The 16,094-nt window shown below is 61.3% G+C and carries 17 protein-coding genes; 8 read left to right on the top strand and 9 right to left on the bottom strand.

All coding sequences use genetic code 11. The features are described from left to right. Positions 1 to 33 precede the first annotated feature (33 nt). Positions 34 to 651, bottom strand: a complete 618-nt coding sequence (locus ACIPSK_RS13130; RefSeq protein WP_162116535.1) for a DUF1236 domain-containing protein — start codon at positions 649 to 651, stop codon at positions 34 to 36. Positions 652 to 938: 287 nt separating this feature from the next. Between ACIPSK_RS13130 and ACIPSK_RS13125 the strand changes: the two genes are divergently transcribed. Then, complete coding sequence (locus ACIPSK_RS13125) at positions 939 to 1,634, top strand: MBL fold metallo-hydrolase (protein WP_162116534.1); 696 nt, start codon at positions 939 to 941, stop codon at positions 1,632 to 1,634. A 221-nt stretch (positions 1,635 to 1,855) separates the two neighbouring features. Here ACIPSK_RS13125 and ACIPSK_RS13120 read toward each other — a convergent pair whose 3' ends face one another. The 4 genes from ACIPSK_RS13120 to ACIPSK_RS13105 form a co-directional block, all read right to left on the bottom strand. After that, positions 1,856 to 2,197 (bottom strand): tRNA-binding protein, encoded by a 342-nt coding sequence (locus tag ACIPSK_RS13120; protein WP_130744750.1) that lies wholly within the window; start codon positions 2,195 to 2,197, stop codon positions 1,856 to 1,858. A 10-nt stretch (positions 2,198 to 2,207) separates the two neighbouring features. Further along, entirely contained in the window at positions 2,208 to 3,035 is an 828-nt protein-coding gene (proC, locus tag ACIPSK_RS13115) for a pyrroline-5-carboxylate reductase (RefSeq protein WP_162116533.1), read from the bottom strand. A 1-nt stretch (position 3,036) separates the two neighbouring features. Continuing rightward, positions 3,037 to 3,537 (bottom strand): YbjN domain-containing protein, encoded by a 501-nt coding sequence (locus ACIPSK_RS13110; RefSeq protein ID WP_017965314.1) that lies wholly within the window; start codon positions 3,535 to 3,537, stop codon positions 3,037 to 3,039. A 389-nt stretch (positions 3,538 to 3,926) separates the two neighbouring features. Further along, a complete protein-coding gene (locus ACIPSK_RS13105) occupies positions 3,927 to 4,187 on the bottom strand; it encodes an accessory factor UbiK family protein (RefSeq protein ID WP_003561307.1) in 261 nt (86 codons plus the stop codon). 201 nt (positions 4,188 to 4,388) lie between these two features. Here ACIPSK_RS13105 and lgt point away from each other — a divergent pair, with 201 nt between their 5' ends. The 6 genes from lgt (at position 4,389) to ACIPSK_RS13075 (ending at position 10,370) form a co-directional block, all read left to right on the top strand. Then, positions 4,389 to 5,237, top strand: a complete 849-nt coding sequence (lgt, locus tag ACIPSK_RS13100; protein WP_162116532.1) for a prolipoprotein diacylglyceryl transferase — start codon at positions 4,389 to 4,391, stop codon at positions 5,235 to 5,237. 19 nt (positions 5,238 to 5,256) lie between these two features. Beyond that, on the top strand, positions 5,257 to 6,357 hold the full coding sequence (locus ACIPSK_RS13095) for a class I SAM-dependent methyltransferase (RefSeq protein WP_162116531.1): 1,101 nt from the start codon (positions 5,257 to 5,259) through the stop codon (positions 6,355 to 6,357). Positions 6,358 to 6,467: 110 nt separating this feature from the next. Beyond that, entirely contained in the window at positions 6,468 to 7,262 is a 795-nt protein-coding gene (gene pgeF / locus ACIPSK_RS13090) for a peptidoglycan editing factor PgeF (protein WP_162116530.1), read from the top strand. Between the two features lie 5 nt (positions 7,263 to 7,267). Next, entirely contained in the window at positions 7,268 to 8,419 is a 1,152-nt protein-coding gene (locus ACIPSK_RS13085; RefSeq protein ID WP_017965319.1) for a M24 family metallopeptidase, read from the top strand. A 91-nt stretch (positions 8,420 to 8,510) separates the two neighbouring features. Further along, on the top strand, positions 8,511 to 9,332 hold the full coding sequence (locus ACIPSK_RS13080; RefSeq protein ID WP_162116529.1) for a hypothetical protein: 822 nt from the start codon (positions 8,511 to 8,513) through the stop codon (positions 9,330 to 9,332). Positions 9,333 to 9,437: 105 nt separating this feature from the next. Continuing rightward, on the top strand, positions 9,438 to 10,370 hold the full coding sequence (locus tag ACIPSK_RS13075) for a ribose-phosphate pyrophosphokinase (protein WP_017965321.1): 933 nt from the start codon (positions 9,438 to 9,440) through the stop codon (positions 10,368 to 10,370). Between the two features lie 52 nt (positions 10,371 to 10,422). Here the strand turns inward: ACIPSK_RS13075 and ACIPSK_RS13070 are convergent, their stop codons facing one another. From ACIPSK_RS13070 to ACIPSK_RS13060, 3 genes are all read right to left on the bottom strand, one after another. Next, complete coding sequence (locus tag ACIPSK_RS13070) at positions 10,423 to 11,721, bottom strand: FAD-dependent oxidoreductase (protein ID WP_162116528.1); 1,299 nt, start codon at positions 11,719 to 11,721, stop codon at positions 10,423 to 10,425. Positions 11,722 to 11,725: 4 nt separating this feature from the next. Continuing rightward, the gene (locus tag ACIPSK_RS13065) at positions 11,726 to 12,349 is read right to left on the bottom strand and encodes a PadR family transcriptional regulator (RefSeq protein WP_281410322.1); all 624 of its coding nucleotides are present in this window, start codon (positions 12,347 to 12,349) and stop codon (positions 11,726 to 11,728) included. Between the two features lie 120 nt (positions 12,350 to 12,469). Then, positions 12,470 to 13,498, bottom strand: coding sequence for an aldo/keto reductase (locus tag ACIPSK_RS13060; protein ID WP_162116527.1), 1,029 nt, complete (start codon positions 13,496 to 13,498; stop codon positions 12,470 to 12,472). 117 nt (positions 13,499 to 13,615) lie between these two features. Between ACIPSK_RS13060 and ACIPSK_RS13055 the strand changes: the two genes are divergently transcribed. Next, positions 13,616 to 14,521 (top strand): LysR family transcriptional regulator, encoded by a 906-nt coding sequence (locus ACIPSK_RS13055; RefSeq protein ID WP_162116526.1) that lies wholly within the window; start codon positions 13,616 to 13,618, stop codon positions 14,519 to 14,521. Between the two features lie 48 nt (positions 14,522 to 14,569). Here ACIPSK_RS13055 and ACIPSK_RS13050 read toward each other — a convergent pair whose 3' ends face one another. After that, positions 14,570 to 16,045, bottom strand: coding sequence for a hypothetical protein (locus tag ACIPSK_RS13050; RefSeq protein WP_162116525.1), 1,476 nt, complete (start codon positions 16,043 to 16,045; stop codon positions 14,570 to 14,572). Between the last annotated feature and the right edge of the window lie 49 nt (positions 16,046 to 16,094).

Below are 16,094 nucleotides of genomic sequence, written 5' to 3'. Positions count from 1 at the left end.
ACGTCCGCCTCGCCTCAGTTTCTGTCGATCACGTCATTGATAGACGTAGACGATCCGGCGTGTATCGGGATCGACCAGCACCGGCCGATCGTTGATCCTGACATAGCGGTACTCGTAATCGGGAATCGTCTGGAAGGTGACATCGTCAGGCACCTCAGCGCCGACGACGACATCGCCGCCGAGCTGCACCGTCTGGCCCGGATTGGTTTCGATATAAGTGCGGACCGTCTCCGGCGGGGTGATGGTCTCGACCGCTCCGACGGGGCCGAGCAACTCGTCGCCAGGTGCCGGCTGTGGCTCGGCCGGCACGACACTCGCGGTCGACTCATAAGTCACGCTGGGTACGCCGATCTCGGCACGGTGCTGCTCGACGATGACAGGACTGCCGCCTTGATCGACCTGCAGATAATCGGCATAGACCCAACCGCGCATGCCGTTGACGTCGACACGGCACCAGCGGCTGCCTTCGATGCAGCCGTCGAGGACCGCTGTCGAGCCGCGGGTAGCAAGGCCGACTGCCGGATATTGCGGACCCGGACCGGCGCGGACGTTGAGATCGTTGACCGTCGTCGCTATCATCTCAGCCTGCGCGACACCGCCGCTCGCCAGGAGCACGGCTCCAGCCAACAGAATGTTTCTCTTCAAGGTCATGTGAGCGTCTCCTTGGTTTCGATGGGCTGACAACGCGCGGGGTTCCACGATGTTCCCATGCGCTCCGCCGAGCGAAATGCGGCTTATGGGGGATTTCATCCAAGTGCTTCGAAGAATTGAACAAAATTCAATTTTTCCGCTCTATTACGATGGCGGAGAGGGGCGTAAATTCTTGTTGCAGTCCGTCGTTTTGCCGTGAGGCGGACCGCAATGGCGGAAGATTCCGGCTGCCCTTGCCACGGTTTCGGACTATACCCCACGCAGTAGAGACACCAAGCGAGGCACTTATGGGCATGCTCCAGGCCGGCATCATTCCGGTGACACCCTTCCAGCAGAATTGCACGATCTTCTTCGATCCCGATACCAAGGAAGGCGTCGTCGTCGATCCCGGCGGCGACGTGCCGCTCATTCTGCAGGCGATTGCCCAGAACGGCCTGACCATCAAGGAAATCTGGCTGACGCACGGCCATCTCGACCATGCCGGCGGTGCCCGCGAACTGAAGGAAGCTCTCGGCATCGACGTGGTCGGCCCGCATCAGGACGACCTGCCGCTGCTGCAGCGGATCGAGACCCAGGCCGCGAAATACGGTATATCAGGATTGCGTAACGTCGTGCCCGACCGCTGGCTGAAGGATGGCGACAAGATCTCTTTCGGCGCCCATGAATTCGAGGTCTATCACACACCCGGCCATGCCCCCGGCCACGTCATCTATTTCAACCGTGCGCAGAATTTCGCCCATCTCGGCGATGTCCTCTTCAACGGCTCGATCGGTCGCACCGACCTGCCCGGCGGCGATCATCAGCAGCTTCTCGATTCGATCCGCGACAAGGTATTGCCGCTCGGCGATGAGGTCGGATTCATTTGCGGCCACGGCCCGGGCAGCCGCATCGGCGACGAGCGGCGAAGCAATCCATTTCTGCAGGAAATCAGATCTCGTGGAGGATCCGATGCCGGCGCATCGGGCGAAGCCCCGAACAACTAGAGCATGATGCCGAAAAGTGTGCGCGGTTTTCGGACGACATCATGCTCTATTTCTTTGATTTAGATCTGGGTGATTTTAGGCCGATCAGGCCTAAAATCACCCTGATCTAATGCATGTCGACAAAAATGCGCAGCGGTTTTGGGATAACGACTTGCATAAAGACTTAAAGCGGATCGCATGAATCCGATTCGACGCGACGCGCTTTAAGTGTGAGCTCGCGCTCACATCATCTTTCGGCCGTTTGGCACCGGCTGTTCGACCGCAGCAAGCACGATCGCGCCGTTCTCGTCTTCGAATCCCAGCGTCAGCACTTCCGAGCGGAACGGCCCGATCTGGCGCGGCGGGAAATTGACGACGCCGAGCACTTGCCGGCCCAGCAGGCTTTCCGGCGTATAATGCACGGTGATCTGTGCCGAGGATTTTTTAACGCCGATCTCCGGGCCGAAATCGATCACCAGCTTGATTGCCGGCTTGCGCGCTTCCGGAAAGGGACTGGCCTCGATGATCGTGCCGACACGAATGTCGACCCGCTCGAAATCGGCGTAGTTGATCTCTTCTGCCATATGGTCTCCGTCAGCCGGCCAGTTCCTCGGCCCGCTTGCGCGCCGCCGCAAGGGCTGCGTCGAACAGAGGCTGCATGCCATTCTCGGCCATCAGCACGGCGAGCGCCGCCGCCGTTGTGCCGCCGGGAGAAGTCACGTTCTCTCGCAGCCGCGAAGCGTCGTCGGGGGACTGGTGCATGAGTTCACCAGCCCCCGCGACTGTTTCCCGCGCGAGACGCATGGCGAGGTCCGCCTGCAGACCGAGTTTGCGGCCTGCCTCCGCCATACATTCGACGAGATGGAATACGTAGGCCGGACCGCTGCCCGAAAGCGCCGTCACGGCATCGATATCGGCTTCCGCCGGCACCCATTCGACCGGGCCCGAGACGCGCAGAAGAGAATGGACGCGTTTGCGCTGCTGATCGCTGACCCCTGAATTGGCAAAGGCGCCGGTGATGCCGCGCCCGACCATGGCCGGCGTGTTCGGCATGGCGCGCACCATGGCGGCCTTGCCGAGATGTCTCTCGAGGAAACCGAGCGTCTTGCCGGCTGCGACCGAGACGACGACCGTGCCCGACCCGACCGCACTTTTCACCGCGGGTAGCACAGTTTCCATCACCTGCGGCTTGACCGCCAGGAACAGCACGCTTGCCTTCAAATCCATGGGAAGCGCAGTCAGATGGGTCGCGCCGGCCTCGTTGATCGCCGCCAGCATCGCCGGCGACGGGCCGGGATCGACGACAATGACGGCCGAGCCCGGAACGCCGCTTTTCAGCCAGCCGGAGAGCATCGCCCCACCCATGTTTCCGGCGCCGATCAGGACGACGGGATGTGTCGAGGAGAAAGGAGTCGTTGGCATCTTATGCCTCGCCGACCGTTTCAAACAGCACGGCTTCCATCGCCTTCGTCGCTTCCATGCCGGACCATACGACGAACTGGAATGCCTGGAAATAGGCTTCACAGGTGTCGAGCGCACTGGAAAGCAGCACCTCCACCTGGCGATTGGTAGGCTCGGCACCGCCGGCAAGCAGCAGCGATTGGCGGAAAATGACCACATCTTCCTGACGCCAGAGGTCGAAATGACCCATCAGCACCTGCCCGTTGATCGCCGAGAGCAGCTTGACCACCTCGTTGACCCTGATGTCGGGAACTTTGATATCGAAGGCGCAGCCAAGATGCAGCGCCTCGAACTCCTCCATCCAGGAGAAGGAGATGTGATAGTCCGTCCAGCGGCCCTCAACCGTCATCGCGATCTCGTCCTCGCCGGACCGTTCGAACGACCAGTCGTTGTTGGAGGCAACGTACTCGATCATATCGACCGGGTTCGACTGACGCTCGACTTCCAATTCCATCAGGTTCATGCAGCACCTTCTTGACCGGAACGAATGCGACCTAACTTCGTGTACGAACACAAGAAAGACACACGCAAAATACCGGAACCACCACTCGGATGATCGTTGAACCGCTGCCAGACTTAACGCAGATAACCTGCCCGGAGCTTACCAAGTCGCTTCGAATCATCATTTAAAATCAGTGTATAGCGCCCCTTGCCCCCTGCCAGCCCCCCGAACGGAAAATAGGACCGGCCACTGTGGAAAGGCTCTTCGAAATTCAATTCAGAAGGGAGAATAAGCGACTCTGCGAATTGGCTTTTTTGGCAGTGTCCACAGGTGGAAAACTCACCTGGTTTTTTTACGGAAGATGCGGCGTGTGGCACGAAGGCAACGCCGCATCTGTGTCGTATCGGGACTTAAGCGCCCTCGCCGGCAAGTTTCGCCTCGAGCACGGCGATGCGGGCGGCAAGCGCCTCGTTCTCGTCGCGTGCCTTGATCGCCATCTCGCGCACGGCCTCGAACTCCTCGCGCTTGACGATGTCCATGCTGTTCAGCCAACGCTCGGCCTGGGCATTGAAGGCGGTTTCGATCTCCTTGCGGACGCCCTGGGCGGCACCGGCCGCATCGGTCATCAGCTTGGCGAATTCGTCCATGATGCGGTTCGTTCCGGTCGTCATGGCGTTTTTCTCCCTTCGCATGAGGTGAATTCAGCCCTTCAGGGCCTCGAGGATTGAGGTAGGGCTTCGCCACCGACGATGCAAGCGCTTTGCACGGGATAAGCTTGCCGGCACCGGCCAGGAACGAGCCATCACGAACAATGGACTTGACCGTCCGGGATCGCAGCGGCATGTTCCGCGCAACTCAACAGGTGGAAAACCTTGCCGATAGCAGCCGATCTCCTTGCCATCATGCCTTTCCCGGATATCGATCCGATTGCCTTTTCGATCGGTCCGCTGGCGATTCACTGGTACGGCCTCGCCTACGTCGCCGGCATCCTGCTCGGCTGGGCCTATGCGCGCCGCATCGCCGCCAATGACAGTCTCTGGCCCGGCAACGTCTCGCCGATATCAAAGACGCAGCTCGACGATTTCATCGTCTGGGCAGCGCTTGGCGTCGTCCTCGGCGGCCGTCTCGGCTATATTTTCTTCTATGATCTCCCCGCCGTCCTGCGCAGTCCCGTCCGTGCGCTCGAGATCTGGAACGGTGGCATGTCCTTCCATGGCGGCCTGACCGGCACGACGATTGCCATGATCCTCTTTGCGCGCCGCAATGCCATACCGATCTGGAGCCTGTTCGACATCGTCGCCACTGTCGTTCCCTTCGGTCTGTTTTTCGGCCGCATCGCCAATTTCATCAATGGCGAGCTGTGGGGCCGGTTGACCGACGTGCCCTGGGCCGTAGTCTTCCCGACCGGCGGTCCCTTCGCCCGCCACCCAAGCCAGCTTTACGAAGCCGGCCTCGAAGGCATTGTTCTGCTCGTGGTGCTGGCCGCCCTTGTCTACGGCATGCGCGCGCTGAAAAGCCCTGGCTTCATTACAGGCGTCTTCGTCTGCGGCTATGCGCTGTCACGCATCTTCGTCGAATTCTTCCGCGAGCCCGACGCCCAACTCGGCTACCTCCTGGGCACGAACTGGCTGACCATGGGCATGGTGCTCTCCTCCCCGATGATCCTGCTCGGCCTCTGGGCGATGCTGCGGGCCCGCCGCCAGGCTGCACTGCAGCTTTGAAAACGGCAGGACGCGCGACATGACCACCGCTCTAGGCAAAAAGATCAAGGCAATCATCCAGGCCAACGGCCCGATCAGCGTCACCGATTATTTCTCGCTCTGCCTCGCCGATCCCGAACACGGCTATTACCGGACGCGCGAGCCCTTCGGCCGTTCCGGCGATTTCGTCACCGCGCCCGAGGTCAGCCAGATCTTCGGCGAGATGATCGGCGTTTTCATCGTCCATGCCTGGCAGCGCCACGGCGCACCGACGGATGTGCGCCTCGTCGAGATCGGCCCCGGCCGCGGCACGATGATGGCTGACATGCTCCGCGTCATCTCCCGCATCGCCCCGCCACTCCTGGACGCTATGAGCGTGCATCTCGTCGAAACCAGCGAGCGCCTGCGCGACGTCCAGAACCAGACACTCGAGCCTTACGGCGAGAAAATCGCCTGGCATAATGGCTTCGACGAAGTGCCGCCCGGCTTCACGCTGATGGCCGCCAACGAACTCTTCGACGCCATCCCGATCCGCCAGTTCGTCCGCATGCCGACGGGTTTCCGCGAGCGCATGGTCGGCATCGACGCCGATGGCGAGCTGACCTTTGCCGCCGGCGTCGCGGGTCTCGATCCCGCGCTTCTTCCCGAACCGGTGCAGAACGTTCCGGTCGGCACCCTCTTTGAAATATCGCCGGCCCGCCAGGCGGTGATGATCGCGATCTGCGAGCGGCTGCGCGTCTTCGGCGGCACGGCGCTTACGGTCGACTACGGCCATCTCGTCACCGGCTTCGGCGATACGCTCCAGGCCGTGCGCATGCATGAATTCGACCCGCCGCTCGCCCATCCCGGTGAAGCCGATCTGACAAGTCATGTCGACTTCCAGCAGCTCGCCGAAACGGCGCTTGCGGCTGGCGTCCATCTGAACGGCGCCCTGCATCAAGGTGATTTTCTAAGTGGCCTCGGCATTCTCGAACGTGCGGCGGCCCTCGGTCGGGATCGCGAGCCGCAAACCCGGCAGGTCATCCAGGCGGCAGTCGAAAGGCTTGCCGGCGCCGGTGAAGGCCGGATGGGCGAACTCTTCAAGGTGATGGCGGTCTCCCATCCCGCCATCGATCTCATGCCCTTTCGTCCGGTGGATTGACAGGGCGCACGCGGCTGGTTCAACATCGGCCCGAAACAAGAACTTGAAGCGCGCCGCATATGCGATGCGCTTGGGACAATGACAACCCCCTCGAAAACCCGGAATCACAGATGCAGGACGCGGCCTCTCCCGCACCGATCGAAAGCGCGCTCCTGAACGAAGCGGCGGGCAGCACTATCCGGCACGGTTATTTCACGCGGGCCGGCGGCGTTTCCGAAGGGCTGTATCGTGGCCTCAATGTCGGCCTCGGCTCCAGCGACGAACGTGACAAGGTCCTCGAAAACCGCCGCCGTGTCGCCGCCTGGTTCGGCTTGCCGGTCGAGCGGCTGGCAACCGTGCATCAGGTCCATTCTCCCGATGTCGTGATGGTCGGTGCCGATTATGACGGCGCCCGCCCTGACGCCGATGCGATGGTAACGCGCAGCCCGGGAATCGCGCTTGGCGTGCTCGCCGCCGATTGCGGGCCGATCCTCTTTGCCGATCCCGATAACCGCGTCATCGGCGCAGCCCATGCCGGCTGGAAGGGCGCGCTGACGGGCGTGATCGAAAATACCATCGCCGCCATGGAGGCGCTCGGTGCGGACCGCGCTCGCATCGTCGCCTGTCTCGGCCCCTCGATCAGCCAGGCAAGTTATGAGGTCGGTCCCGAGTTCGTCGAGCGTTTCGTCGCCGAAAACCCGGAGGACGTGCGCTTTTTTGTGCCTTCCGCAACGCCCGGCCATGCCATGTTCAACCTGCCGGCGTTAACCGTCGACCGACTGACGAAAGCCGGCGTGCGTGCCGAAAGCCTCGGCCTCTGCACCTATCCGGATAGCGAGCGCTTCTTTTCCTACCGCAGGACGACACATCGCAAGGAGCCGGATTACGGCCGCCAGATTTCCGCGATATCAATCAGGGAGACTTGAGCAGAATGGCACTGCATTTCGAAAAGGCCGAATTCGCAAGCCGGCTTGCGCGCCTCACCGAGAAGATGAAGGAAGAAAAGCTCGACGCCTTGCTGCTCTTCGCCCAGGAAAGCATGTACTGGCTGACCGGCTACGACACCTTCGGCTACTGCTTCTTCCAGACGCTGGTCGTCAAGAGCGACGGCACCATGGCGCTGATGACCCGCTCGGCCGATCTTCGCCAGGCGAGGCATACCTCGATCCTCGATGACATCCATATCTGGGTCGACCGGGTCAATGCCGATCCGACGCTCGACCTGAAGAACCTGCTGGTCGAGATGGATCTGCTTGGCGCCCGCATCGGTGTCGAATATGATACGCACGGCATGACCGGCCGCGTCGCCCGTCTGCTCGACGCGCAATTGACCATCTTCGGCCAGATCGTCGATGCTTCCTATCTCGTCAGCCGCCTGCGCCTGATCAAGAGCCCGACGGAGGTCGCCTATGTCGAGCGCGCCGCCGTTCTCGCCGACGATGCGCTCGATGCGGCGATCCGGCTGACGAAACCCGGCGCCGACGAGGCCGATATCCTTGCTGCCATGCAGGGCGCGGTCTTTTCCGGCGGCGGCGACTACCCCGCCAACGAGTTCATCATCGGCTCCGGCGCCGACGCGCTGCTCTGCCGCTACAAGGCCGGCCGCCGCAAGCTCGACGCCAGCGACCAGCTGACGCTCGAATGGGCCGGCGCCTATGCGCATTACCACGCCGCCATGATGCGCACGATCGTCATCGGCGCGCCGACGCACCGCCACCGCGAGCTCTACAACGCCTGCCGCGAAACCATCGAGGCGATCGAGACCGTGCTGAAGCCCGGCCAGACCTTTGGCGATGTCTTCGACATGCATGCCAAGATCATCGACGAGCGCGGCCTGGCCCGCCACCGGCTGAATGCCTGCGGTTATTCGCTCGGCGCCCGCTTCTCGCCCTCCTGGATGGAGCATCAGATGTTCCATGTCGGCAATCCGCAGCCGATCGAGCCGAACATGTCGCTCTTCGTGCACATGATCATCGCCGATTCCGATACGGGCACGGCGATGACACTCGGTCAGACTTATCTGACGACAACGGATGCGCCGCGCGCGCTGTCTCGCCATCCGCTCGATTTCATCGGCCTCTGACCGGTGAGAATCCGGAATTGACAGACGACCGTCCCCACCCGCATAAATTCGGGTGGGGCTGATTGCGATTGTGGGAAGGACGGATCAAGGGATGACGCGAGCTGCGATTGTGCCCACGCTCCTATTCGTCATGGCTCTGCTGACCGCCTGCAATACCACCGATGCGTTGACTCCACAGGTCGATATCGGCGACTCCTCAGGGGCAGCACCTTCGAGTCCGGTGACGCAGAGCGAGGCCGAGCGTTTGGCGGGTACCCGCCAGCCGAGTTTCTCGGGAAGCTCGCAACAGCGCGGCTACCATCCAGCCTATGATCAGTCGCAGCAGGCCTATCGACCCGGCACCGGCGCGCCACCGACGACGATGCAGGAGCAGGCAAACGCCTTATCGAGGAGCGGCTCCTCGCCGGCCGCCTCCACCCCGATCGAGGGACAATCGCTGCCACCGCCGGCGGCCAGTGGTAGGCTCCCCGCACAGTCGGCTGAACCGGCCGAGACGCAACAGCCGCAACAGACCGCCGCCCTCAGCCCCGCCCCCTCCTCCGCCCGGGGCAAAACCGTGCGCTTCCTGCCGATCATCGGCGCGCCGGTGCAGGCCGTGACCCCGCTCTCGCGCCAGCTCGGCGCCGAGGCACGCGCGCACGGCCTATCCATCAAGAGTTCCAACGACGCGAGCAGCGATTACATCCTCAAAGGCTATCTCTCGGCCTTCAGCGATGATGGCCAGGTCACCGTGGTCTATGTCTGGGATATTCTCGACAGCGGCGGGGGTCGCCTGCACCGCATCCAGGGGCAAGAAAGCGTGCCGACGGCAGCGACCGATCCATGGGCGGGCGTTCCGGCCTCGGTGATGCAGCAGATCGGCTCAAAAACGATCGCGGAATTCTCCTCCTGGCGGCAGACTCAGGGTGGTTAGTCACAAACTTTTTGCAAATATGGGAGCCTGTGGCGCCTTTGCCCTTGCATTCACGGGGAAGCTGACTAAAAAGCGCGGCTATCAGCGCGTAACAGGCGGACCAAAATGAAGGTTTTCGCAGGCAATTCGAACCGGCAACTCGCCGAAGCGATCTGCAACTATCTCAATGTTCCCTTGGGGAAAGCCAGTGTTCGAAGGTTTGCCGATCAGGAAATCTTCGTGGAGATCCAGGAAAATGTGCGCGGTGAGGATGTTTTCCTCGTGCAACCGACCGCCTTTCCCGCCAACGATCATCTGATGGAACTGCTGATCATGATCGACGCCATGCGTCGTTCGTCAGCCCGCCGCATCACCGCCGTCCTACCCTATTTCGGCTATGCCCGTCAGGACCGCCGGGCTTCCGGGCGCACTCCGATCTCCGCCAAGCTGGTCGCAAACCTCATTACAGAGGCCGGCGCTGACCGCGTCATGACGCTCGATCTCCATGCCGGGCAGATCCAGGGTTTCTTCGATATACCCACCGACAACCTCTTTGCCATGCCCGTGCTGACCCGCGACATCAAGAGCCACTATGACCTCAGCAACGTCGTGGTCGTCTCGCCCGACGTCGGCGGTGTGGTTCGCGCCCGCGCGCTCGCGAAGCGCCTGGACTGTCTTCTGGCCATCGTCGACAAGCGCCGCGATCGGCCGGGTGACTCCGAAGTCATGAACATCATCGGCGACATTGCCGGCAAGGACTGCCTGCTGATTGACGATATCGTCGATTCCGGCGGCACGCTCTGCAACGCTGCCGACGCGATGCTGGCCAAGGGCGCGTCCAGCGTCACCGCCTATATCACCCACGGCGTTCTCTCCGGCGGCGCGGTCACCCGCGTCACCTCCTCGAAGCTGCGCGAACTCGTCATCACGGATTCGATCCAGCCGACCACGGCCGTGCTTTCAGCACACAATATCCGCGTCGTAACGACGGCGCCGCTGATCGGCGAAGCCATCAGCCGAACGGCCCAGGAAGAATCCGTCTCCAGCCTGTTTGACTGAAAACATCAGGCATCCGACGAACTTCCGGATTTTGCTGATTGTCAGCGACTATCTAGTTTTCGCCGCGAACTCGCATCATCTGCCGAAAGGCGCGCCGCTTGAGTGCAGGTATTGCATTGACGGTGCGCATTACGCTGCGCATGAAAGCGAGCTGAACTGTGCCGATAATCGGTCGATGAGCCAGATCATTAGCATCCATCTGCTTTTTCGATTCTTGGACTGCTTCCGTACTGTAGCGAAGCATCTCGATTTCGTAGGCGTGTATGGCTTCGACGAGCGGCCTTCGTCCCCGGTCCGCTTCGACCAGCATGCGTCCAAGCAGAGCGGCATCGCGAAGCGCTGTATTGGCGCCCGCGCCTCGTCCGGGTGTCATCGTGTGGACGGCGTCACCGAGCAGAGTGACATTCGAACTCGCCCAAGGCGTCGGCGGGACCGAGGTCCTGACCTTGACATCGTGGATCGTCGAGGGCTCCGTCATATGGATGAGAGCACGTAAGTGCGGATGCCAGTCTTGAGCGAGCTCCAAGCCCAGCTCTCTCAATTGTTGTCCGTTCAGGCCGGACGGATCCCGCGGGCAATTCTGCCGAGCGCCCCAGATACCCCAGCCGATGCTGTCCTCGTCGAGTGCTTCGACGAAATCCGGCCAACGCGAAGCAAACCCGGGGTCACTTCGGCTGTCGGCGAACTCGAGCGAGTGAATGATTGCGCCGAAGCCCATCGGTGCCATAATCAGTGACATGCCTTTGAACATTTTGTCCGACAGCAGAGCTTTCGTCTCGACTGTCATAGGAATTTTGCCCCCGAGCGATACGATCCCAGTGTCTTCCAGACGCGCGTCCGGCAAGCGTTGCTTGCATACAGTGGAACCCGTGCCGTCAGCACCCACCAAGACATCTCCCGTCGCGAGGCTTCCATCCTGAAAGCACGCGGTGACGGACCCGTCCGCGTTACTTGTGTAACCGTGAAGCGCCTTCCCAAAGAACACGTCGTCTTCAAGTCCCCGGAGCAGAACCCGCCTCAGCGTCTTTCGAACCACGTTCTTTTCACCGTCGAGAGCATTCGGGTCTGCATCATCGACGTCGAAGCTCAGCACTTCGCCGAGCTGTTCCGTGAGCATATTGAAATAGCGCGGCGACCTAGCGCAGGTGGCGACATAGAGGTCGTAGAGTTCGCCGGGGATACAGGCTTTTAGCGCTCGGCTTCCAGCCGGGCTGATGCCGACGCGATAGCCACCGGTGTCGGCGTTCGGCGCGAAGTCGCGCTCATACACCGCTATGCAAACCCCAGCCTGCTTAAGCAGGTGGGCGAGTGCCAAACCGCCGGTCCCGGCGCCGATAATCAAAACTTTCATGGTACTAGTCCGGGTCAAGGTTGCGGTCGATCGAGAACTTCGCGGCGATTTGCCTCAGCCACTCGTCTGTCCAGGTGATGCGCTCGGCGCTGAGGTCCTCGACAACGCCGTTGACCCAAGACAATTCGGTTGCGTGAAGCGCCCGGAGATATTCCATCTCCAGAAGGAAGAGCCTTGGTACGGCCTGCGCCTCCCGTAGGACTCCGTCGATCCGGCGGAGCTCTGACTCGATGGTCTTTGCCCTGTGCTCAAGCCGACCCAACACATCATTCGGTGTGAGCAGAGGAAGAAATGATATGGCTGCGGGGAATTCCGGATATTCCCGCGTCACGGTCGACAACATCTCGCGCATCCATTCCAGCGCGATGTCGCGGCCCTTCTCGGTTATCTCGTACACGGTCCGCTCGGGACGCTTGTCATCCCGGACCGTTTTCTGCGGAGTGATCAAACCCTCGCGTTCGAGCCGCTGGATTGTTTGATAGAGGCTCGCCCTCTGCGTTACATTGATCACCTCGTCCTTGCCGCGCTCCTTGATGAGCCGCTGCATCCGGTAAGGATGCAGCGGCTCCTCCATGAGCATTCCAAGAACAGCGAGCGCGGTTGGAGAGCGTTTGATTGTCATAGTCATAGTATTACTAGTTATTTTACGACTAGTCAATGCGATGATGATTGCCGGAGCCCCGGCTCGACGTCAGTTCGACCCAATGGCGTGGCGACGCGCCTCTTGCGACAAATCCTCTATCGGCGGTCAGCGGCCGAGGGCCGCCTTCTGCGGCTGGTCGACGAGATTGTCGATGAACCAATTCGGATAGACCGGCGCCGGCTCAGTCGCCGCATCGAGCGCTGCAAGGTCGCCTTCATCAAGCACCAGCTCTGCCGCACCGAGATTGTCGGCCAGTTGATGCGGTTTCGAGGCGCCGAGCAACACGCTTGAGACCGTCTTTTTCGTAAGCAGCCAGGCGATCGCCACCTGGGCTACGCTCGCCCCGTTCGCGGCGGCGATCACCCGCATGCGCTCGACCAGCGCGAAGCCCCGTTCCTTGTCAAAGGGCAGGATATCGAAACCGGAATAGCGGTTGTCGGGATCGCCGAGCGTTTCGCGGGTGTACTTGCCGGAAAGAAAGCCGGAGGCGAGCGGGCTCCAGACGGTCAGCCCGAGGCCGTAACGCTGCATCATCGGAAGAATGTCGCGCTCGACGTCGCGGCCAAGCAGCGAATAATACATCTGTCCATGCGTGAAGGGCGCCAGCCCGTTCGCCTTCTGGATTTCAAGCGCCGCCGCCACCTTCCAGGCCGACCAGTTGGAAAAGCCGATATAACGCACCTTGCCGGAGCGCACCACGGCATCGAGCGCCGCGAGCGTCTCTTCGAGCGGCGTGAACGGATCCTCCTTGTGGACGATATAGACGTCGATCCAGTCCGTTCTGAGCCGTTTCAGGCTTTCCTCGACCGACCAGAGGATGTGGCGGCGGGAGAGCCCGGCCTGGCCGAGAGGCGTACCGGTGCGGAAGCCGACCTTGGTGGCAATCACCACCTCGCTGCGCCGCGCCATCAGCACCTGTCCGAGGATCGTTTCCGACTGGCCGGATGCGTAGGCGTCTGCCGTATCGAAGAAGTTGATGCCGGCATCAAGTGCCTGTCCGACAAGCGCATCGGCAACATCGGCATCAGTCTTGTAGATCGCGCTTAAGCTGCGGTCGCCCGATGTGAAAGTCATCGCGCCGAAGGCGAGCCTGGAAACGGCAAGGCCGGTCCGGCCGAGGGTCGTATATTGCATGTCATCCTCCATCCATTGGATTGTCGTGATCGGATGGAAAGATAATGCCTCAAAACATTATTGCGAAAAATCCGCCGAATCGATAAGGCTTATGAAGTTCAACTTCATAATAGACCGATGGCGCCCGACCCCTTCAACGGTTTGACGGAATTCCTGGCCGTCGCCGACGCCAGGAGCTTCACCGCTGCCGCCGCATCGCTCGGCGTCACGCCGACTGCCGTCAGCCAGACGATCCGCGCGCTCGAGGTGAAGCTCGGCGTGCCGCTCTTCGTCCGCACCACGCGGCGCGTCGCGCTCACCGAAGCCGGTGCCGCGCTCTTCCAGCGCGTCCGTCCGGCTGCCGCCGATATATCAGATGCGTTCGACATGTTGGGTGGCTTCCGCGACCGCCCGCTCGGGCACCTGCGCCTCACCGTGCCGCGCATGGCCGTGCCGCTGATCGTGACGCCGCTGCTGCCGCAATTTCGCAACGCCTATCCCGATATCTCCGTCGAGATCTCGGTCGATGATGCGGCAATCGATATCACCGCACGCGGTTTCGACGCCGGCATCCGCATCGGCGAGGCGATCGAAAAGGACATGATCGTCATGCGGCTGACATCTGACATCATCTGGACGGTCGTCGGCTCGCCCGGCTATTTAGCCCGATACGGTCGGCCGGTGACGCCGGAGGACCTCACCCGCCATCAGGCGATCCGCTACCGCTATCCGACATCGGGCGTCATCTATCGCTGGGAATTCGAGCGAGACGGCCACGACTTCTCCGTCGATGCGCCGGGCAGCCTGATGGTCAACGACTTCCTGCTGCTGCTCGAGCTCGCGGAGGCCGGGCTCGGTCTTGCCTATTTGCCGGATATTTCCGTCGGCGAGGCCGTGACATCAGGGCGGCTCGAACGCGTGCTCGATCCCTTCTTGCCGACCACGCCCGGTCTCTTTGCCTATTTCCCCGCCCGCTCGCAGACGCAGCTGAAGTTGCGCGTCTTTCTCGACATGGCAACGGCGCTGCTGCGCCGCAAAGGGTGATACCCTAGCCGGCGCATCTGCTCTTCGGTCGAAAGACCCTAGTATACGCTATTGCGGCTGGACCGTTTCCTGGTCCGCTTCCTTGACCACCTGGCCGTTAACGGTGATCGCGCCGTCGCGGCCGATGCTGATGTCCCAGCGCGAACGGCCATCCGCATCGGTCTTGGCGAAGCCCTTCACCATCATCATGCCGAAGGAGACTTGGTTGAGGTCGGGATCCGTCTTGGCAAGCTCCTGAACTGCGGCAATCGTCTTGTCGAGATCGCGGGCAAGGATCGTCGCCTCCATCGAATAGTCCTTCTGGGTATCGACCCGTCCCTCGATCTTGCCCGTCATGTCGACGTCGTAGACATCGGACCTGGCGCTGACCTTCGGAAACTCGATGGTGAGCCGGCCATCGCGGAAGAGCTTTTTCGCCATCTCGTCGCCGCTTTGCTCTGGCGGCTTGGCGTTGAAATCCATCGCCATGAGCGCGTCGCCGAAGGTGGCGAAATCCAGATTCGGAATGGCGAGCTGCAGATCGAAATTGGTCGGCACGAAGGGCGAATAACTTGCCGGCATTGCCGGACTGTCGAGGCTGATATCCTGCGCATCGATGCCGAAGCCGAAACGCATGGCGTCGCTCGGCCCATCCATAACCAGTTTGTAACCGAATGCCTTGACTCCGCCATTGCCCATCTGGTTGCTGACGGTCAGATTATTGACCCCGATCGTCTCGCTGAACGAGGCAAGAATCGGAAAGGCTTGCTTGAGCATTCCCTTTATCTTGCCGCTGTTTTCCGGGCTTAGTTCTTTCTCCTCGAGATGGTCGAGAATGAAAAGGACGATCTCGCGGATTTGCTTGGCCGGCAGGCCGTTCACCTTGGCATCGAAATCGATCGAGTCGGCACGGATTTCAACAGGCGGCATTTGCAGGCCGGAAACCTGCTCGACGAAAGTCGACATGGAGCCGCTGCCCGCAAAATCGATACGCCCATTGCCGCCTGCGCTGTCCGTCGAGGTCAGCTTTTGGTCCATCCCGGCAAAGCTGGCATGGACTTCCTCGGTGTCGGACTTGCTGGCGACCTTGATGTCCTTGGCGGTGAAGGTGCCGGAGCGCAGGTAGCTGATCGCCGGGTCGAAGACGCCGGTATAGACAAGTGAAGCGATGGAGTAGGAGAAATCCGTCGGCTTCTGGTCGGGGCCTTTGAAATGGCCGGAGACATTGAGCTTGTTGTCACCCTCAATGTTCCAGAGGCCGCTATCGAGCGGCGTAGCGAACATCGAGAACGGCGTCAGCCCGCTGATCGCAAATGTCGCTGGATCGGCCTTGGCAAGCAGCTTCGCCAGATCGTAGATGATCTCGTAACGTGTGCCCGCCGGATTGACGGTGACCATGCCGCTCTTCGCCAGATCCTCGGGAAGCAGCTTCGTCAGATTGTCCTTGACCGCATTGGCGCCATCCTGATTGATCTCGACGCCCCGGGCCGTGGTGACAAGGCAAAGTGCCAGCAAGCTCGTTGCCGTGACAAGTTTGAGACGCATAGTCCGATTTCTCCTCAGCCCTTTTTGAACGCGGCCATCCAAAGATGCG

The organism is Rhizobium sp. LARHSG275, from assembly GCF_052871115.1.
Note: the sequence above shows the minus strand (reverse complement) of the source record. Positions and strands in the feature narration are given on the sequence as shown.